This is a genomic window from Acinetobacter sp. YH12120 (assembly GCF_013418795.1).
Lineage (GTDB): Bacteria > Pseudomonadota > Gammaproteobacteria > Pseudomonadales > Moraxellaceae > Acinetobacter > Acinetobacter towneri.
The window spans coordinates 1-20,142 of the sequence record NZ_VPBI01000031.1 but is presented as its reverse complement, the minus strand read 5'-3'; the positions used below and the strand labels follow the sequence as shown (position 1 = coordinate 20,142).

Here is a 20,142-nt window from a genome sequence, read left to right as displayed (position 1 = left end):
TGGAAGCAGATGAAATATTATTGGCGAGATTTTCAAGTCATGACAGCTGATAAAATAGAGCAATGGGTGGAGAGAGTATCAAACCAATTCGGAAAAGAATACATGTTTACTTTTTAATGACAGCTTACAATAGATAACTTTCTTTTATTAGTCATAGTTTCATTCAAGATTAGTGTTTTCGATTTTAGGGGGCAAAGGTTATAATATTTACAGTATTTATTCTATTGGACTCAAAGTGAATCATCTTCTTATTAAACCAAATATTCATGATGCTGAACACAAGATATCAATCACATCTAATAAGTACGATTCAATAGAATTTTTCTTTCCCTATGAGGCTTTGCCTGTTATTAATTATCATGATTACGCACTTTGGGCTATTTTGCCTTTAGCAATGAAGCATGGTGATCATATTGAAATCGATGAGCCTATTTCAAGAAGAGCATATGATTCAGTTTTAAAGGTAGCACGTATTTGGAATTTTTGGGTGCCTCATTTTTATAAAAAAATTAAAATTACAGCCCACCATATTGTGGAATCAATGGCTGAAAGTAATCAAAAATCATTGATGTGTTTTAGTGGGGGAATTGATTCAACATACAGTACCTTTAAGCTTTATCAACAACAAGTCGATGGAGTTGATAGTTTGACTGTCCATGGCATGGATTATAAAGTTAATGATAATTCAAAATTTGAGCAATTGTTAGATAAAACACAAATCTTAAGGAGTTCCATCTTTGGTCAAAGCAGATTTGTAAAAACTAATATTTATACTGTTTATAATCAGCAAAAATGTAATCCTAAAGGTACCCACGTTACACATATCTTTTCTTTATTTGCTTCTTTATCGCTTTTTGAAGGTTATCAGCATTACCTGATTGCATCAGATGAGAGATTGGATCAACAATTTGTAAGTCATCCATATGGTTCGAATAGTGCATCTAATAAGCTAATGCATAATACAACCGGAAGTCTTATCACAGTTGATGATGATGTTACTAGATTTGAAAAAACAGCATATTTAGTTAAGCACAATTTTAATTTATCAAGCCTTTCAGCATGTGGTGATGCAAAAGCCCGGCCGCATAATTGTGGAATTTGTATTAAATGTTTGTGGACAAAGGCAATGTTGCTGTCTATTTCTGGAGAGATTCCTGATATTTTCTTAGACACAACTTTAGAGGAAAGTTGGTTTGAACGTATTGATCTAAGAGATCTTACAAATCAAATGTATGCTTTTGATATTTTATCTTATTTAGAAATAGAAAATAAAACCGAAATTCTGCCGGGTTATCAGGGGTTAAGGGTCAAGCTTGACCAAATTATGTTAAATCGTGAACAGGATAAACTGAAAAACTATTCTAAATTATCTTTACTTAAGGCCTTGATTAAATCTTAAAAAACGCTTGTCGTGTTTGAGTTAGATGATTTAATTAAATCAATGGGTAATCTATAAAAAAGATAAGCCTCGTATAGGATGATGACTTTGAGAATCGCATATTTTATTAACACACTTAAGTCGACCAATTGGGGTGGACAAGCAACCTCCACCGGAATTCAGCACTTAATTGCGCGTGAATATCCAGAGGCAGAATTTGTTCCTATAGATTTACCCGATTTGCCTTTCAAAAAGCTAAAATTGTTAAGAGCATATTATGAGAAAAAGTTACTTCAAGCGCTGACTCACAATGATCATAAAAATATTCTATTTTTTTTAAAAAAAATGAATATTCAAGAAAACTTTTTCGATGGTTTTACTCATGTTTGTTTTAATGGGGAAGGGGCTGTTCATTACAAGTCTGGCCATCTGATTCGTTTCTTAGGTTTATTATATTTAGCTAAATATAAAAATAAAAAAGTTGCTTCAATTAATCAAACCGTTGATTTAAATAATCAGCATAAATTAGACAAAGCGGTCGCTCAAGTTTATGGCTTATGTGATTTTATATCTGTAAGAGAGCCAATTTCTTATCATTATTTAAAAAGTATTGGGTTAAATCAGGTAAACTTAATTCCTGATGCAGTTTATGGATTACCAAAACTTTCAGAAAACGAGATTACTTCTACTTTAGATAAATTTGGGCTAGTAAACCAAAAATTTATTACTATGACGGGTTCTTCATCTCTGAACAGAGATGCAAAAAGCTTTCATCAAATGCAGAAAATTATTGATCTTCTTGTCAAGTCTCAACACTTACCTATAGTATTTTTATCAAATGCCAAGACTGATCAATATTTAATCCGTCAAATTATAGATTCAGATGAGCAGTTAGCTAAAAATATCCAAATAGTTACTTCTGCTGAAGCGCATTTTAATGAAGCGATAGCATTAATTTCTGGGTCAGAGATCTTAATTGGCGGGAGACAACATCCAAACATTTTTGCTTTTATTTACAAAACACCCTATCTTCCATTGGATGGAAATACTTTTAAAAATTTGGGTGTTGCACAATTACAAGATTACTCAATCGAGCCTTTAAAATGGGATTGCGATGCTGACTACTTTAATAGCAAGCTTGAACAAGCTTTGAGTTTCAGTAAGGAACAATTTAAAGATATTGTGATTCAAAATTTTAAAATTTTTGGATAATGGGATAAGCTTAGTCTATGAAAAGTAGACTAGGCTTATCAATTTATTCAATCTTTCTCCGCATTCCCCGCCAACACCATATAAATCAGCCCCACAAAAATCACAAATGCACCGCCAATAGAACTTAAGCTAAAGTACAAAATGCGGTCATTGGTGTCTAAGGCAAATAGGTTATTGGCCAGAATATAACGCATGAATAACCATTGAGCGACAGCAAATACAATTAGCATAATGCCACGATTACGAACTGCAGGACGCATAGCCATAGTAACGCTCAACTAAAAATTCAAAACGAAGCGCTATTATGCCATTGTTGAAAATTGATCTCAATTGAATAACCTAAATCTTGGTTTTATACGTGCAAAAAGAGCAAACGTATTTAAAAAAATCTACTCTTTACGGTACATATTGACATTGCTCAAGCAATTTCTAAAGCGCTTGTATGACCAAATATATTGCTCAGGTGCTTGATCAATCATATTTTGCATTGAAAGGTTTAGACAGTCTACAGAGTGTTGTAAATCTTGAGACAGAATAGCATCTGGCAATTTTTGACAGTGAATATTGAAATATCTTAAATTTGGACTTCGAATACAGCTTAAACCAATAATATTGCACTGTGTTTTTGCTGCAAGCTTGGAAACTAGTGTGATGGATAAAGTCTTTTTCCCAAAAAAAGCAGAATATATACCACCAGATGGCTTGGGTAAATGATCTGGTAAAATGACTGTTAAACCGCCGTGTTTCAAATGTTTAAAAATAGAACGAATACCAGTTTCATTGGTGGGTACTAAAATGGCATTAAATTTTTCTCGGGCTTCTAGCAAATATCGGTTTATCCCTCTGTTTTTATTAGGCTTATACATAATCATGGGGGCTGTATATACACTGAGCCATGCATTGAGTAACTCCCAGCAACCAAAATGAGGAACTACCACGATAACTCCTTTTTTATTTGCAAGAGCGTCAGTTAAAACCATTTCACCATAAACATTTTTTAGCAGATTCAAACTGTAATTTGGTGGCATTCCCCAGCATTTAATAAACTCTAGATAACTGAGACATTGACTTTGTACACTCTTTTTTATGAGCTGTTCTTGTTCGGCAGATGAAAGCTTTGGATAAGCCAGTTTAATATTAATTGCAGTGATGCGTTTGATAGATAAATTAAAATAATAAATAAGACCAGCAGCCATCATTGCAATTGCTTGCAGCAGGCGTAATGGAAAGACAGATATTATTTTTAAAATTAAGTACATCAGACAGCCGATCTCAAAATATAAGGTACAAATGAAGCATAAATTTTGCAGTGAACGCGAACGTGCTTGTTCCACAAGAAAAATGATCAGAAGCCTTAAAACAAAATAAAATGAGGTATGAAATTGAATTATTCAATGTTATTCATAATTAGGCAGTTTAGCATAGTGCAGTGTAATCGTTTTGCTATTAACAAAGTAAAGTAATTATTATTTTTATTGTTCAACTTGGAATTTATCCAAATTGAAGTTAATAAAAAACCCTGCAAATTTGCAGGGTTTTTCTGAAACGCTCAAAACTTATTCTTGAGATTCTGCTTTTGGTTTTTCACGTAAACGAATACCCAAATCACGCAATTGAGTCGCTTCAACTGGTGCAGGTGCTTGAGTCAATGGACATTCAGCTGTCTTGGTTTTCGGGAAGGCAATCACATCACGAATAGACGAAGCACCTGTCATCAACATCACCAAACGGTCTAAACCAAATGCCAAACCACCGTGCGGAGGCGCACCGTATTTCAATGCATTCAGTAAGAAGCTGAATTTCTCTTCGGCTTCTTCTTCTTCAATACCTAAAGCTTCAAAAATCGCTTTTTGCATTTCTAAAGTATAAATACGCAGTGAACCACCACCAATTTCAGTACCGTTCAATACCATGTCATACGCGACAGATAAAGCTTCACCAGGGTTGCTTTTCACATCTTCAACGCTTGATTTTGGTAAAGTGAATGGGTGATGCACAGAGGTCCATTTACCATCATCAGTTTCTTCAAACATTGGGAAATCAACCACCCAAAGCGGTGCCCATTCGCAGGTTGCAAGGTTCAAATCGTGACCGATTTTGACACGAAGTGCGCCCATCGCATCATTGACCACTTTGGCTTTATCTGCACCAAAGAATACGATGTCGCCATTTTCAGCGCCTACACGTTTTAATAAATCAAGCACGATTGGCTCAATAAATTTCACGATAGGAGATTGTAAACCTTCGATGCCTTTTTCAAGTTCATTGACTTTAATATACGCCAAACCTTTTGCACCATAGATGCCTACAAATTTGGTGTATTCATCAATCGCACTACGTGGCAATGAGCCCGCACCAGGCACACGAAGTGCAACAATACGACCTTTCGGATCTTTCGCTGGACCAGCAAATACTTTGAACTCAACGTCTTGCATCAAGTCAGCAACGTCTACCAGTTTCAGTGGAATACGTAAGTCTGGTTTGTCAGAAGCATAATCACGCATTGCTTCTGAATATGGCATACGTTGGAATTTGTCGAATTTCACGCCCAAAAGTTCATCGAACATCTTCACGGTCATGCCTTCCATCAAATCCATAATGTCATCGTCACTCATGAACGATGTTTCAATGTCGATTTGAGTGAATTCAGGCTGACGGTCTGCACGCAAGTCTTCATCACGGAAACATTTTGCGATTTGGTAATAACGGTCAATACCACCTACCATCAACAATTGTTTAAACAATTGTGGCGATTGTGGCAGTGCATAGAAGCTACCGTTAGATACACGGCTTGGCACTAAATAGTCACGTGCGCCTTCTGGGGTAGCACGTGTCAAAATTGGGGTTTCAACATCCAAGAAACCATGATCGTCTAAATAGTTGCGAATCAGGTTGGTCACTTTAGAACGGAAACGTAAGCGATCTAACATTTCTGGGCGACGGATGTCCAAGAAACGGTATTTCAAACGAATTTCTTCTGAAATGTTGGTATTTTCGTCGTTCAATGGGAACGGAGGCGTTTCAGATGCTGCAAGAACTTCAATTTCCTTGCCTAAAACTTCAATTTGTCCACTGACCATATTGGCATTTTCTGTGCCTGCATAGCGACGACGTACACGACCTGTAATTTTTAATACAAATTCTGAACGTGCTTTGTCTGCAGTTGCAAATGCTTCTGGAGTGTCTGGGTCAATCACGACTTGCACAAGACCATCACGGTCACGCATATCTAGGAAGATCACACCACCGTGGTCACGACGACGGTGCACCCAGCCACATAGGGTAACAGTTTGATCAATTTGAGCTTCGGTTAAAGAACCGCAATAATGAGTTCGCATCATAGCGTTAAAAATCCAACTATATGGGTTAAGGAAGCGAATACGTAAACAGCGCACCGCCTTTAGCAAAGGTAGGATTATGCCTCTTTGGGCATGTGGCTACAAGAACCTGCTGCAAAAACAGTGGGTTTTTACAAGGAATGTGTCTGAAATAGGATAATGCAGCCAGATTCAGGATAAAGTGATGAGCTTCGACTTTATTTTATCTACCCTTGCCGATCCAAAAACAAAAATAACAGACAACCTAAACTGAACATGAGTAATGCCCCTTGGCTAAACTCATTGATGGCACGCCCTGTAAAGTAATACAGTTCCTCCTGCCAAAGTGCATCGGGAATATGCCGTGCATAATCCCAAAGCGAGAAACAGCCCAAAGCGAAAGATAGTGTAATAAGACCAACTGCATAGCCCAAAACTTTGATGCTTACAGGTTTGATTTGCCGATGCTTCTTATAATAATGCAGGCTCATCCACAATAAAAAAGGTAGGGCTAAAATAGAACTACCAATTTGCAAAATTCGATGCATCGGGTAAGTCTGAGCGCCCCATTGCACCGACTGTACTAAAAAATCCTGAAAGGCAAAGCTGCGAAAGTCGTGATGGGTTAAACCATCCCAAATTAAATGGGTGGCATTGCCAATCAGTAAGGCCAGAATCAAGCCACATACAAACCCAAGTACAGATTTTATCGTGTTTAGATTTAACGGGTGATGCACGCCCACAAAGCGATACAATGCAGGGCGATAGAGTAAATACCACAGCGCACAAAAGACAAGACCCAATAATAAATTTGGATACAGCAATGCTGACCATAAATGTGGAGTGGGATCATGACGCAAAGTAAACAGACGGTGTAAATCTGGCAACATCGTACCTATAGCGAGTGCAGCGATGGGCAGACGTTGTCCTGAAAGCTTGGCGAGTGGTGGGGCAAGTACCGCATGTGAGAGCGTAAAGGGCATACCAATTCAAAGTAAAGAATATAAAAAATCAAAATAAATTGTGGTGAATAGCTTAATTGAGAATACAGAATAACAATGTTTTTTATTGCAATGTTAATGAAATGTTATATTATAACATTAATTATTTTTGCTAATTTGAGCATGGGTCATGTCGTTCCATAAAAATTTAATAACACTTTCCATTTTTTCAGTGCTGGCACCTGCAGCATTCGCCAATACTGAAAGCAGTAGTACACAATTGGAAACCATTCAGTTACAAGCACATCCTTTGGTGCAAACTGCTGCAGACTTTGCAGTGGCAGATCATGTGATTGATCAGAAAACGTTGGCAGAGCGCAGTACCACCATTGGTGATGCGATGGCAGATGAGCTAGGTGTATATTCCAATCAATATGGCTCAGGCTCTAGCCGTCCAGTAATTCGTGGACAAGATGGCCCACGAGTTAAAGTGCTGCAACATGCTTCAGAAACTGCCGATGTTTCTACACTGTCACCTGACCATGCCATCACTGTCGATCCAATTTTAGCCAAGCAAGTTGAAATTATTCGTGGCTCATCAACATTACTTTATGGTGCGGGAACGGTTGGTGGTTTAGTCAATGTGACCGATCAAAAAATCCCAACTCAAATGCCAAATAATGATTTAGAAGGGCAGGTAGGTTTACGTTACAACACGGGTAGCGATGAAAAGCTAGCGAGCGCGGGTGTAACTGCCGCATTGAGTGATCAATTTGCGCTGCGTATTGAAGGTTCAAAACGTAAAGCCAATGATTACATCACTCCAAATTATTGGGTAGAGCATCATCATACAGAAGTACATGTTGAACCAGATGGCTCAACCCATACACATGAACATGAAGAGTTGGTAAAAGAACGCCGTGTAGACAATACCTTTGCCGAAGGCCAAACGGTGAATATTGGTGGATCATGGATTCATGATCGTGGTTTTGTAGGTGTGTCATACAGTAACCGTCAAGACAAATATGGATTGCCAGGGCATAGTCATGAATATCATGATTGCCATCCACATGGGAATAAATTGCATTGCGGAAGCCACGACCCTGCACCACAACCAGATCCACATGACGAACACGAACATGCACATGGTGGCCCGTGGATTGATTTGGAATCACACCGTTATGATTTGCGTACTGAGCTTGATCAGCCCTTTGCTGGCTTTGAGAAACTGCGTGCGCATGCCAGCTTTACAGATTATGAACATGATGAACTGGAAGAAAATAAAGTCATCAGTAACTTTAAAAGCAAAGGCTATGATGCACGTTTAGAATTGGTGCACAAACCCCTTGCAGGTTGGGAAGGTGTGTTTGGTACACAGTATAGTCAGCAAAAAATTGATTTAACTGGACAAGTTGAACAACACGGCAATCATTCTCATGAAACCGTGCCTATGCCTGATACCAAAACTCAAAAATATAGTTTGTTCGGTTTAGAACATAAACAATTTGGCGATGTGCATGTTGAACTTGGTGCACGGGTTGAACATCAAAAAATTGATGTCGATGCGGAGCTAAAAGATTATTCAGATACAGGCGTATCTGCTTCTGCAGCAGCCACCTGGCAGTTTGCACCGAACTATAAACTATCCCTTACAGGCTCACACCAGCAGCGTTTACCATTGGCACAAGAGCTTTATGCAAATGGCATCCACTTTGCAACCAACACCTATGAGCGTGGCAATGCAAATTTAGATGTGGAAAAGTCGAATAATTTAGAACTTGGTTTGCACTATGAAGCTGACAAACTGGATTATTCGTTGCATGTCTATCATAACTGGTTTGATAACTATATTTATGGTGCAACCACCGACCATATAGAAACTTTCCGTTTAATTGATTATCAACAAGACAAAGCCAAGTTTTATGGTACAGAAGCTAAGCTAGGGTATCAGATTAGTCCAGATTATAAACTCAGTGTGTTTGGTGATTATGTTCGTGGCGAAATAGATAACCAAAATGCACCACGTGTACCTGCAGGCCGTTTGGGAACTAAAGTAGATGCTAACTTTGCCGATGGTTGGTCGGGTATGGCGGAATACTATCGTGTATTTAAGCAAGACAAAATTGCAGCGTATGAACAAGAAACAGAAGGCTATAACATGGTCAATGTTGGTGTCGCTTATGCAGGAAACTATGCCAATAAACAAGATTACCGTGTGTATTTTAAAGCCAACAACTTGTTAGATGATGAAGTCTATTCACATGCATCTTTCTTGTCGCATATTCCACAAGTAGGTCGTAACTTTACTGTGGGCGTTGAATTTGGTTTCTAAAATACAATTTAAGCTTTATGGGATGTCTGCGTGAAAACACAGAAATCCTCTTGAAAATCCAAACAATTAAACCTAGTCTGAGCGCATCGGACTAGGTTTTTTGTTATGCGTATCTTTCAGCGAATTCATCAAAAATTGAATTGGTCGCCTCGGGCGTATGTGGGACTTATTATAAGTTTTCTGGTTTTAGGTTATTTGGCGTCTGCGACCTACCACAGCTTAAAACCATTGCCCGAAGGGCTGAATTACACTGGAAAATTACGCCATGCACCTGTCAAATTTATTGCCGATCAGACCTATATTGATGCGCAAGGTGTTCAGCAGCAACAGCACCAAATTTTTAAGGAGATTTTAGGCTTAATTGATGCTGCGCAAACCACCATTGTGGTGGATATGTTTTTGTTTAATGCAGAGGTGGGGACGTCTAAACAACAGCATCAGCCACTGACACAGCAATTGACCGAAGCTTTAATTCATAAACGTCAGATGCAGCCAAATATTGAAATTAAGGTCATTACAGACCCAATTAACTCAGTATATGGCGGTATTGCACCTGAGCATTATCGTCAATTACGTCAAGCAGGCATTGATGTTATTGAAACCGATTTAACGCCTTTACGGGCATCGAATCCATTGTGGTCAGGCTTTTGGTATCTCTGCTGTCAGGGTATTCCAAATAATGCAGAAAAAGGTTGGCTACCCAGTCCTTTCGGTAAAGATAAAATTACCTTGCGCAGTTATTTCAGCTTGTTCAATTTTAAAGCTAATCATCGTAAAACCATGGTGGTCGATACCACCGAAGGTTGGAAAGCGTTGGTGACCTCATTGAATCCGCATGATGGTAGTTCGCGTCATTCCAATATTGCCTTAGTGGTCACTGGCAATACAGCGGTGGATATTTTGCAGACAGAACAAGCTGTGGCACGTATGTCGCAAGGCAATGTGTCTGGGGTGATTGTGGGTGAGTTTGAGGCAGATCATTCTTACCCTCAAGTGCAGGTTTTAACGGAACAGGCCATTTGGGATGCAAGTTTAGCAATGATTGAAAATGCTAAGGCGCAAGAGCATCTTGATTTGGCAATGTTTTATTTGTCAGAACGTAAAGTGATTCAGGCTTTAATTGCTGCACAGCAACGTGGTGTACAGGTACGGGTGTTGTTAGATCCGAATAAAGATGCCTTTGGTCGTGAAAAAAATGGTATTCCAAACCGACAAGTAGCATCCGAACTAAATGCGGCAGGGGTGAGCGTGCGTTGGTGTAACACGCAAGGCGAGCAATGTCATAATAAAATGATGATCAAATCTAATGCCACACAGGCAGAATTGACTTTAGGTTCTGCTAATTTCACCGCACGTAATTTAAAAAACTATAATTTAGAAAGCAACTTGCGTGTGGTCGGACAGGTGCAAGACCCTGTATTTCAGGATGCTCAACACTATTTTAATACCGCATGGTCAAACCTTGAGGGTAAAAATATGAGTGTGGATTATGCGGTTTATGCCGATGAGTCGAAGTGGAAATATGCGCTGTATCGCTTTATGGAATGGAGTGGTTTATCGACCTTTTGATTTTTTAATTGTATGCCTTGAACTCAAAAATCCCTCTTATTGAAAGAGGGATTTTTTTGAGCCGAATATTACTTTACAGGATTTGGCGGCACCATTTCATCCAAATCTTTATCACTCATTTGATCTAACTCGGCAATATCGGTTTTGATTTTCCATTGTGCTTCATCATCCACAGGATTCGGTAAACGCGCTTCTAACCAATCACAAACCACATCTGGGCTAAATTCTGGATGGTTGCATTGAATTACCCACGATAAAAAATCTTTGGCTTCACCATTCATATACGGTGGCGGTGAAACAGGTAAGAATTGAGTCGGCAAGCGCTCATCTCTGGAAATATAATTCAGCACATGTCCCAATTCCTGCACAGTTTGCCATGCTAACGGATGTTCTACATCAATTTGAAATTTGAACCACCATGCATGCTGACCGTCTGAACCATAAGCGTCTACACGGGCTTGCTGTACACTCGGAACTTTGCAGAAAAACTGATGAAGGCGGTCAAAATTTAATTCAGGCACGAGGTTTCATCCAATTTCAAAAAAAATGTATCTTAGCATAGGGGTTGGAGATATTTCATAAATGGCGAGCCGTGTCGGTGAAATCTGCGGAGACGAAAGTTTAAAATTGCTGATTTTTTATTCATTGTTTATCCTTAATTTGAGCTTAGAATAAAAATATGAAAAAAAATAGGAGTGCTAGATATGAAAGTGGCGATTTTAACTGCATTGAGTGGCATGCTATTTTTAGGTGTGTCGATGCAGAGCTTGGCCGAAACCAATCGTTGGGCAGGATATACAGGCGTCAATACACAGCGTGATCAGCATCGTCCTTATTCGCCACAACATCGTCCTGCTTATCCGCAGCATCGACCTTATCATTCACAGCAACCCTATTCCTATCCACCACATTATCCATACCATCAACGACCTGTGCCGCAGTGGGGGCAGCCCACGATTCGTAGTGGCATCAATATTCAATACAATGCGCCAAGTACTGTGCAATATAACCACCAAAGTTACAGTTGGGTAAATGGTGAGCCAAGTAGCGCACATATTGAAAGTTCGACCTATCGTGTGGTGACCGACTGGCAGCACTTGGGTTTACCCGCTCCGCCACGAGGTATGTACTGGATTTTTGAACATGGGCGTTATGTGTTGGTGGCAAATCGTTGAGAAAAAAGTGAAATCATAGACATCAATGCTTCTAGATATTGAGTATCTAGAAGCATTTTTTTGACCTATTTTAGATTTTTACGCCAATTCATCATCTTCTGGGCGAGGGGTTTTGCCTTGTGCTAAAGGCTTTTCACTGTGCTTGTCTCGAATAACGGAAGGGTAATGCCAAGATGCAAAACGCACCACTAAAATTGCAGCGGCTAAAATTAAAATTGAACCAGTAATAATCACTAAGTCGAGATCAGCTTTATGGTCGTGTTGAATATCTGAAATTAGCAAACGGGTTAGTGCGGTAATGGCAATATAAATTAAAAAACGCACAGGCATGTGATTGGTTTTAAAATAAATACCCACCATTGCACCTAGTTCTAAATAGATAAAAAGCAATAAGATGTCATCAATAGTGGCATATTGTTTGATGGTGAAAATATCAATTACCGTATGTCCAGCAGACCAAATGACCATACAGCCAATGATAAAGAGCGCAAGATAATGAAAACTTTCTACAGCCCAATTGCCATATTTGTCTAATAGGCTTTCAACTGCTTGAATATTTTTATCTATTTTTGAACGACGTACTGCCATTTTCACCTCCTGTTTGAGTATGGATATTCAGACTTCAACAAAGGTGATGCAAATTTCATGCACAAATTAGAATAGGGATATAAAATTTAGTACAAAAAAACGCCTGATGATTCAGGCGTTTTTGCGATAATGTATTAATTAAGACTGGTTAGTGAAGTAATCTTCGCTGAAGTTCATCACCACTTCTGCACCCGCTTTCACTTTGGTAATGCGTAAAGTCAGTTCTGGCAAAATACGTTGTACAAAGTACAGTGCCAATGACAATTTGTTTTGATAGAACTCACCCTCTTTTTGTTTGGCTGCATTGGCAATGCGCGCAAACATATATGAGAAGCTGAGCAAACCTACCGCATGTAAATAATCAACCGCTGCTGCGTTCGGGAAATCTACATTTTCTTTGGCTGCATTTAAAACGTATTGTGTAACAGATTCAACTTCAGTCGCTGCATCTAAAGTTGCATCTTTAATGAAGTTGAGGTCTGCATCTAAACCATTGGTAAAGTCACGGATTTCTGCAATGTATTCTGCAATAAATTCGCCATTACATTTAATGGTTTTACGACCAATCAAGTCTTGCGATTGTACGCCGTTGGTGCCTTCATAAATTTGGGCGATACGTAAATCACGAACACATTGCTCCATACCCCATTCACGGATATAACCATGACCACCGAAGCACATTTGCGCATCAAGTGTCGCATTGAAAGCAGTATCGGTTAAGTAGGCTTTGGCAATTGGAGTTAACAATGCAACACGGTCATTGGCTTTTTTCACAGCTTCTGCATCGGTAGAGAATTTAGTGATATCCAATTGTTGACCCACATATACCGCAAATGCACGTGAAGCTTCGTTATTGGCACGTGCATTGAGCAGCATACGACGTACATCGCCATGTACCAAAATGCTATCCGCTGCTTTGTTTGGTGATTTTACACCCGATGCACTACGACCTTGGATACGGTCAGTCGCATATTGTGCAGCATTTTGATAGGCAAATTCTGATGCACCTAAACCTTGAATTCCCATAGACAGACGTTCGTAGTTCATCATTACGAACATGGCAGCCAAGCCTTCGTTTTCTTTGCCGACCAAGTAACCTTTGGCGCCATCAAAGTTCATCACACAAGTTGCAGAGGCTTTAATGCCCATTTTGTGTTCGATTGAGCCTGGACCTACTGGGTTGCGCTCACCCAACGAACCATCTTCATTCACCAAGAATTTTGGCACGATGAATAAAGAAATACCGCGTGAACCTGCAGGAGCGTCTGGTGTTTTCGCTAAAACTAAGTGAATGATGTTTTCTGCGAGGTCGTGATCACCACCTGTAATAAAGATTTTAGTCCCTGTGATGTTGTACGTACCGTCTGCATTTGGTTCTGCTTTGGTTTTAATAATCCCGAGGTCTGTTCCTGCATGTGGTTCAGTCAAACACATGGTACCTGACCACTCACCTGAGTAAATTTTAGGTAAATAGGTTTCTTTCTGTTCTTGTGATGCATAACTGCTTAATGCCATACCTGCACCGACAGACAGCAGTGGATACAACATGAATGATGGGTTAGTGGCAAAGAGCATTTCATCTGACAATACCGTCAGCATTTTTGGCATGCCTTGACCGCCCCATTCTTCATCTGCACCTAAACCAATCCAGCCGCCTTCGGCATATTGTTTAAATGCTTCTTTAAAACCTGCAGGTGTAGTGACCTCGCCATTGTTATAGGTCGCGCCTTCTTCATCACCGCTACGGTTAATCGGCAGCGTCACGTTTTGGGCAAATTTTGCCATTTCTTCCAAAATTGCTTCAGCCGTTGCAGCATCAAGGTGAGCGAGGTTTTCATTGTTTTGCCAGAATTGTTCTGCATTGAATACATCATTTAAGATGAATTTCATATCGGCAAGTGGGGCAGTATAAATTGGCATGTGAGTTCACCTGTTTATTGTTTGAATCTTGATTCGTTGAGTTCAGTGTAATCTACAATTGTGAATGTTGTAGACCACTAAAGCGAAAGAATGCTTTATTTATAAAGAAAAAGGACTGTCAATGCTATGACCGTCCTTTCTCAATTTCTGTACTCAAGAGTACAACATTTTGAATATCCCGCTAAATATGTTCAATATTTAGCGAGTTTCAATTTTCGCTTAGAAAGCAAAGTGTTCAGCATCTAATGCAAATAGTGGCTCTACACCTGTTGCAATCACGTCTACGTGTGAGCGAACACGTGGCAAGATTTTCTTGAAGTAGAAACGTGCAGTCGTCACTTTAGCATTGTAGAAGTCTACATCGGTTGTGCCTGCTGCAAGTGCTTCTTGAGCGACCAATGCCATACGTGCCCATAGGTAAGCTAGTGTTACATAACCAGAGAAGTACATGTAGTCTACTGCTGCAGCACCTACTTCCTCAGGGTTTTGCATTGCACGCATACCAATTTGCATGGTCAAATCGCCCCATTCTTTATTGAGCGCTGCGAGCGGTTCAACAAATTCTTGCATTGCTGCGTTGTCTTTGTTGGCTTCTGCAAATTTATGGATGATTTTGGTGAAGTCTTTCAACATTGCACCTTGTGTACCCAAAACTTTACGACCTAACAAATCGATTGCTTGAATTTCAGTTGTACCTTCGTACAAGCATGAAATACGTGTATCACGCACAATTTGTTCCATGCCATGCTCAGAAATGAAGCCATGACCGCCGAAGACTTGCACACCATGTTTTGCAGATTCAGAACCTGTTTCAGTTAAGAATGCTTTTGCAATAGGCGTCAATAAAGACAAGATGTTGTCAGAGAACTTACGTTCTTCTTCAGTTGCACCTTGTTCAACGATATCTGCGTGTAGAGACAACAGATACACTAGTGCGCGACCACCTTCAGCAAACGCTTTTTGAGTCAATAGCATATTGCGTACAGCAGGATGCACAATAATTGGATCTGCTTCTTTTTCAGGAGCTTTCGGACCAGAAAGTGAGCGCATTGCTAAACGGTCTTTGGCATAAGTCAACGCACCTTGGAAAGAACCTTCAGATGCTGCAAGACCTTGTACCGCTGTACCGATACGTGCAGTGTTCATGAACGTGAACATGCAGTTTAGACCACGGTTTTCAGGGCCAATTAGGAAGCCTTTCGCGTTATCAAAGTTGATCACGCAAGTCGCGTTACCATGAATCCCCATTTTGTGTTCGATTGAACCACAGCGTACGCCGTTGCGCTCGCCTACAGAACCGTCAGCATTGAGGTTGAATTTTGGCACGATGAATAAAGAGATACCCTTAGTACCTTTAGGTGCACCAGGAAGACGAGCAAGTACAATGTGGATAATGTTCTCTGCCATGTCATGTTCACCAGCAGAGATAAAGATTTTCTCGCCAGAGATTGCATAGCTGCCGTCTGCTTGTGGTTCAGCTTTGGTACGGATAATACCCAAGTCAGAACCTGCGTGAGATTCGGTTAAGCACATGGTGCCTGTCCATTCACCAGAAACTAGTTTTGGTAAATAAGCATCTTTTTGTTCTTGAGAACCATGGTGTTCTAAAGTACGTACTGCGCCGTGCGATAAACCAGGGTACATGCCCCAAGCCCAGTTTGCAGTACCAACCATTTCAGAAATAACGTTACCTAAAGAAACAGGTAATGCTTGACCACCGTATTGTTCTTCAGCTGAAAGTGATGGGAAACCGAGTTCGATATATTTTTGATACGCTTCTTTAAAGCCCGTTGGTGTAGTCACCACGCCATCATTCCAAGTACAACCTTCACGGTCACCGTTTTGGTTGATTGGAGAAAGTTCATTTTCACAGAAATCTGCTGCAGCTTCCAAATATTGGTCAACCAATTCACGGCTTACGTTTTCTTGGAATGCAGGTAATTTTGCATAGTGATCTTCGGCATTTAATAATTCATGCAAAACGAATTGCATATCACGTAAAGGCGCTTTGTATTGTGGCATATCGGTTTCCTCAATACTGGTTTGACCAGCGTTATATTTTAAATGGATTTCAGCACATGCCTTCTCAGACATGCTATGTTGGAATGGTTGTAATCGTGCAACATCTTCTAATTCGGTACAAGCATCTGCATAGCATTTCTTGGTGACTGCAAAGTCAAAGATTTTTATGTTGAAATGGCTAAGTTGTTTGAGTGTAAACAGTTTTGCTGAATTTGAAATGATACAAATAGTCAAAAAGCGTAAAGAGATATGTCCAATAAAAAAGGCGCAATTTGCGCCTTTTTTATCTATTTATGCTTTTTAGAGTGGCTTAAGCAGCCTTATCCAGTGCTGAAACAGGTGCTTTAGGCTGGAAGTGAACGATACATTTGCCATCTATTGTTTGTATGCCGACTTTTAGCTGCACGGCTTTACCATCGGTTTGACCTTGGCAGGCTTTGGTCGCAGCTTGTTGACGCGCTTGACGTTCAGCTAAACGTTGATCGTATTGCTGGGTTAACTCAGCACGTTTCGCATCGGTTAGTGGTTCGCCACGATGCATATGCATGCCACGGAATTGACCACGATCGGCTTTATCGGCACGCATTGGGTGATGTTCACCACGTTTCATTTCATCACGGTTCGGTTTAAATGTAATCGCACATGTGCCTTCTAGTGTTTGCTCACCTGCTTTGACTTGGACTGCTGAACCCACCGCTTTGCCATCGCAGGCTTTTTTTATGTCTTGCATGACTTGTTTACGTTCAGTACGCATTTTTTCAAATTGTTTGCGTTGTTCAGGCGTCATGTGACGGTCTTTCTGATAATGACCATGCATATATTGCGACTGCTTCATATCTTTTGGTGCTTGGGTGGATTGACAGGCAGTCAACGCACCTACAGATAAAACGCTGGCAGTGGCTAAAGCAATTTTTGTCATCTTATTCATTCTAAATTCCCCCATACAAGAGCATGTGATTTTGGATGATTAAAGATTAAATAATAAAGATGTAGAAACAATGGAGAGTTTTTTCTAGCACTGTTGGTTACAATGCTCAAAATCGACAAAAAAGCTGAGATTGCGCTTTTGAAAATTCGCCGTATACCCATCGCATTACGCCTGTTCTTAACAGTGCTGCTGACGACCTTTCTGATTACCACGGTCAGCTTGGGGGTATTGCATGTCAATATGCAGCGAAACTTCAGCAAATATGTGGCCGATGTCGAAATGCAAAAGCTGGACTTGCTCACTCAAAACTTGGCAGAAGTCTATGCGGTATATTACGATTGGGGCAATGCCATTCAGGCGCAAATTCTCCAAATTGAAGGTGAAGCTGCGCCCGATGATTATGACCGTTTATCGCGGTGGTGGTTACGTCGTCAGTATGACATTGCTTTGCAGCAGCGTTATTTTCAGGAACACACCCTCGCCAATGTAAACTCAAGTGTAGTCGAGCCTGAGCCAGGCAAACGACAAGCCAATGCGGAAGAACTTCGCTGGTTAGAGCTGAATTTACCTTCACAATTTCAGCCATTTGAAGGTTTAGTATTTCCTTTGAGTGCCAATCAGAATGCTTTCCGTCCTGATCGTAAAAATGAAGGACACCAAAACACGACAGAATCATCTGGAAAAAAACAATTTATTTCGATGCCTGACCGTTTAGGCTTGAGTTCACGCTTATCTTTATATGATGCCCAGCGGCAATTTGTAGTGGGAGAGCCTGCTGAAACTCAAATTTCCTATCGTCCAATTATGGTCAATGAAAAAGTCGTGGGCTATTTGGGCTTAAAACCTGTGTTAGAGCAGGAAGATGCTTTAAGTATTAACTTTTTTAGTAAACAAACTCGTTATTTATTATTGGTTTATGCTTTAAGTATTTTGGCGAGCTTGATTGCTGCCTTATTGTTGGCGACCTATTTTAAAAAGCCGATTCAGCGTTTGTTGAATGGGACGCGCGAATTGACCAAAGGGCATTATCAGCATCAGGTCACGGTCAATCGTAATGATGAATTGGGTGATTTATCTACCGAGTTGAATCATTTGGCGGTGATTTTAGATCAACATGAAACTTCACGTCGTCAGTGGGTGGCTGATACTTCGCATGAGTTAAAAACGCCATTGGCGGTGTTGCAGGCACAAATTGAAGCCATGCAAGATGGTATCCGCAAAGCCACACCAGAGCATTTGGCTGCGATGATGCATCAGGTCAATAATCTGAAAAAACTCACACAGGATTTATCGGACTTGGCGCAAGCCGAAGCCATGCAGCTGAAATGCTATTTCTCGAGCATTGATCCATGGCAAGTGATTGAGCAGGAAATCGAAAGCTTTAAGCCGAAATTTGAACAGGCGCAGTTGGACTTGATCGTGTCGGGTGAAGGCACGCAATTACAATTGGATATAGACCGTTTTAAACAAATTATGCTCAACTTGCTCAGTAATAGTATTCGTTATACCGAAGCGGGTGGGCAGGTGCATATTCACACCAGTCAAAGTGCAACAGAATGGACAGTGTATGTAGATGACAGTCCGTTTGGTTTAAGTGATGAACAATTGGCACGTTTGGGTGAGCGTTTTTATCGTGCCGATGATTCACGTACACGCGCCACAGGTGGGACAGGTTTAGGTCTGGCTTTATCGGTCAAAATTGCCAAAGCATTGGGCGGAGAGTTAAGTTTTGCACATTCACCGTTGGGTGGTTTACGCTGCAAATTAAGTTTTCCAAAAATCAAATCTTGAAGGACTTTAAGGAATCGTGCATGAAACATATCTTGCTGGTTGAAGATGAAATTGAACTTGCCCAATTGGTGCGAGATTATTTAGAAGCTGCTGGATTTGAAGTCAGTATGTTTCATGATGGGCAAGAAGCTTATGACAGCTTTTTGCAGCGTAAACCGAGCTTGATGATTTTAGACTTGATGATTCCGCGTATGGATGGTTTGACCATTTGCCGCAAAGTGCGTGAACAGTCTGATGTGCCTATTATTATGGTCACGGCACGTACTGAGGAAATTGATCGGGTGCTAGGTTTGAACATGGGCGCAGATGATTATGTATGTAAGCCTTTTAGCCCGAAAGAGTTGGTGGCTCGTGTGCAGGCAGTATTGCGCCGTCTGGAACGTAAAAATGAGCCAGAAAGTAATGATTTATTCCGTATGGATAAAGCACAGCAGCGTATTTGGTATCAGCAAAAAACCTTGAATTTGACCCCAACCGAATTCCGTTTATTGGAATTGTTTTTAGAGCATGTCGGGCAGGTGTATTCACGTGCGCAGTTGCTAGATCATATTAACCCTGACAGTTTTGAAGTGGCAGATCGTGTAATTGATAGCCACATTAAAAACTTGCGCCGTAAAATTTCTGACGCTGCCGAAACGGGAAATCGTCATGAATGGATTCAAGCAGTGTATGGCGTGGGCTATCGTTTTGAGTATCCAGAAGAATAAGTTTAAAAATTCAATAAGCGAATCTTGGAAGGTTCGCTTTTGTTTTCTAAGTTAGATATTATGTTGAAAAAGTGCAGAGCAAATAGCTTTAAAAAATTTTTATCAAATACCTTATCAAATGGAGCGTAAAACTCTGTCCTTCAGGTCAGAGATATAAGCGACACGACATGAAGTGTCGTTTGATTTAACTAAGGACTATTTTCCTTGAGTTTTGATTGTTAATATAAGTACATGAAAACCCTTAAATTACGTATAAAAGACA

The 20,142-nt window shown here is 40.2% G+C and carries 16 protein-coding genes and 1 pseudogene; 8 read left to right on the top strand and 9 right to left on the bottom strand.

Translation table 11 applies throughout. The features are described 5' to 3' along the window. The 3 genes and pseudogenes from FTU58_RS13040 to FTU58_RS13030 form a co-directional block, all read left to right on the top strand. Positions 1-117 (top strand): annotated as a pseudogene (locus tag FTU58_RS13040) (transposase); the annotation flags it as partial. Between the two features lie 118 nt (positions 118-235). After that, positions 236-1,399 carry a hypothetical protein gene (locus FTU58_RS13035; protein WP_154320352.1) on the top strand — a complete coding sequence of 388 codons (1,164 nt, stop codon included), beginning with the start codon at positions 236-238 and terminating at the stop codon, positions 1,397-1,399. Positions 1,400-1,486: 87 nt separating this feature from the next. Then, on the top strand, positions 1,487-2,590 hold the full coding sequence (locus tag FTU58_RS13030) for a polysaccharide pyruvyl transferase family protein (RefSeq protein ID WP_171501093.1): 1,104 nt from the start codon (positions 1,487-1,489) through the stop codon (positions 2,588-2,590). Positions 2,591-2,637: 47 nt separating this feature from the next. On the opposite strand, the gene FTU58_RS13025 is transcribed toward FTU58_RS13030, so the two are convergent. From FTU58_RS13025 to FTU58_RS13010, 4 genes are all read right to left on the bottom strand, one after another. Beyond that, positions 2,638-2,856: a hypothetical protein gene (locus FTU58_RS13025; protein ID WP_154320354.1), complete on the bottom strand. Its 219-nt coding sequence runs from the start codon at positions 2,854-2,856 to the stop codon at positions 2,638-2,640. 123 nt (positions 2,857-2,979) lie between these two features. Further along, positions 2,980-3,849, bottom strand: a complete 870-nt coding sequence (locus tag FTU58_RS13020) for a lysophospholipid acyltransferase family protein (RefSeq protein WP_154321239.1) — start codon at positions 3,847-3,849, stop codon at positions 2,980-2,982. Positions 3,850-4,146: 297 nt separating this feature from the next. After that, positions 4,147-5,931 (bottom strand): aspartate--tRNA ligase, encoded by a 1,785-nt coding sequence (gene aspS, locus FTU58_RS13015; protein ID WP_004975017.1) that lies wholly within the window; start codon positions 5,929-5,931, stop codon positions 4,147-4,149. A 203-nt stretch (positions 5,932-6,134) separates the two neighbouring features. After that, a complete protein-coding gene (locus FTU58_RS13010) occupies positions 6,135-6,890 on the bottom strand; it encodes a DUF4184 family protein (protein ID WP_180062539.1) in 756 nt (251 codons plus the stop codon). Between the two features lie 148 nt (positions 6,891-7,038). On the opposite strand from FTU58_RS13010, the gene znuD reads away from it, so the two are divergent. Continuing rightward, positions 7,039-9,180, top strand: coding sequence for a zinc piracy TonB-dependent receptor ZnuD (gene znuD / locus FTU58_RS13005; RefSeq protein WP_180062538.1), 2,142 nt, complete (start codon positions 7,039-7,041; stop codon positions 9,178-9,180). 105 nt (positions 9,181-9,285) lie between these two features. Further along, the gene (locus tag FTU58_RS13000; RefSeq protein WP_180062537.1) at positions 9,286-10,749 is read left to right on the top strand and encodes a phospholipase D family protein; all 1,464 of its coding nucleotides are present in this window, start codon (positions 9,286-9,288) and stop codon (positions 10,747-10,749) included. Between the two features lie 68 nt (positions 10,750-10,817). On the opposite strand, the gene FTU58_RS12995 is transcribed toward FTU58_RS13000, so the two are convergent. Continuing rightward, positions 10,818-11,270, bottom strand: a complete 453-nt coding sequence (locus tag FTU58_RS12995; protein WP_004975032.1) for a hypothetical protein — start codon at positions 11,268-11,270, stop codon at positions 10,818-10,820. A gap of 183 nt (positions 11,271-11,453) precedes the next feature. On the opposite strand from FTU58_RS12995, the gene FTU58_RS12990 reads away from it, so the two are divergent. Beyond that, a complete protein-coding gene (locus FTU58_RS12990; protein WP_004975035.1) occupies positions 11,454-11,924 on the top strand; it encodes an RcnB family protein in 471 nt (156 codons plus the stop codon). A 78-nt stretch (positions 11,925-12,002) separates the two neighbouring features. On the opposite strand, the gene FTU58_RS12985 is transcribed toward FTU58_RS12990, so the two are convergent. The 4 genes from FTU58_RS12985 to FTU58_RS12970 all read right to left on the bottom strand — a co-directional run bounded on the left by FTU58_RS12985 (position 12,003) and on the right by FTU58_RS12970 (position 17,382). Next, a complete protein-coding gene (locus FTU58_RS12985; protein ID WP_004975036.1) occupies positions 12,003-12,512 on the bottom strand; it encodes a phosphate-starvation-inducible protein PsiE in 510 nt (169 codons plus the stop codon). Between the two features lie 138 nt (positions 12,513-12,650). Further along, complete coding sequence (locus FTU58_RS12980; protein ID WP_180062536.1) at positions 12,651-14,432, bottom strand: acyl-CoA dehydrogenase C-terminal domain-containing protein; 1,782 nt, start codon at positions 14,430-14,432, stop codon at positions 12,651-12,653. Between the two features lie 219 nt (positions 14,433-14,651). Then, complete coding sequence (locus tag FTU58_RS12975) at positions 14,652-16,454, bottom strand: acyl-CoA dehydrogenase C-terminal domain-containing protein (RefSeq protein WP_180062541.1); 1,803 nt, start codon at positions 16,452-16,454, stop codon at positions 14,652-14,654. A gap of 310 nt (positions 16,455-16,764) precedes the next feature. Continuing rightward, entirely contained in the window at positions 16,765-17,382 is a 618-nt protein-coding gene (locus tag FTU58_RS12970) for a hypothetical protein (RefSeq protein WP_179990481.1), read from the bottom strand. Positions 17,383-17,520: 138 nt separating this feature from the next. Here FTU58_RS12970 and baeS point away from each other — a divergent pair, with 138 nt between their 5' ends. After that, positions 17,521-19,173 (top strand): sensor histidine kinase efflux regulator BaeS, encoded by a 1,653-nt coding sequence (gene baeS, locus FTU58_RS12965; protein ID WP_180062540.1) that lies wholly within the window; start codon positions 17,521-17,523, stop codon positions 19,171-19,173. 20 nt (positions 19,174-19,193) lie between these two features. Continuing rightward, the gene (locus tag FTU58_RS12960) at positions 19,194-19,880 is read left to right on the top strand and encodes a response regulator (RefSeq protein WP_131260771.1); all 687 of its coding nucleotides are present in this window, start codon (positions 19,194-19,196) and stop codon (positions 19,878-19,880) included. Positions 19,881-20,142 lie beyond the last annotated feature (262 nt).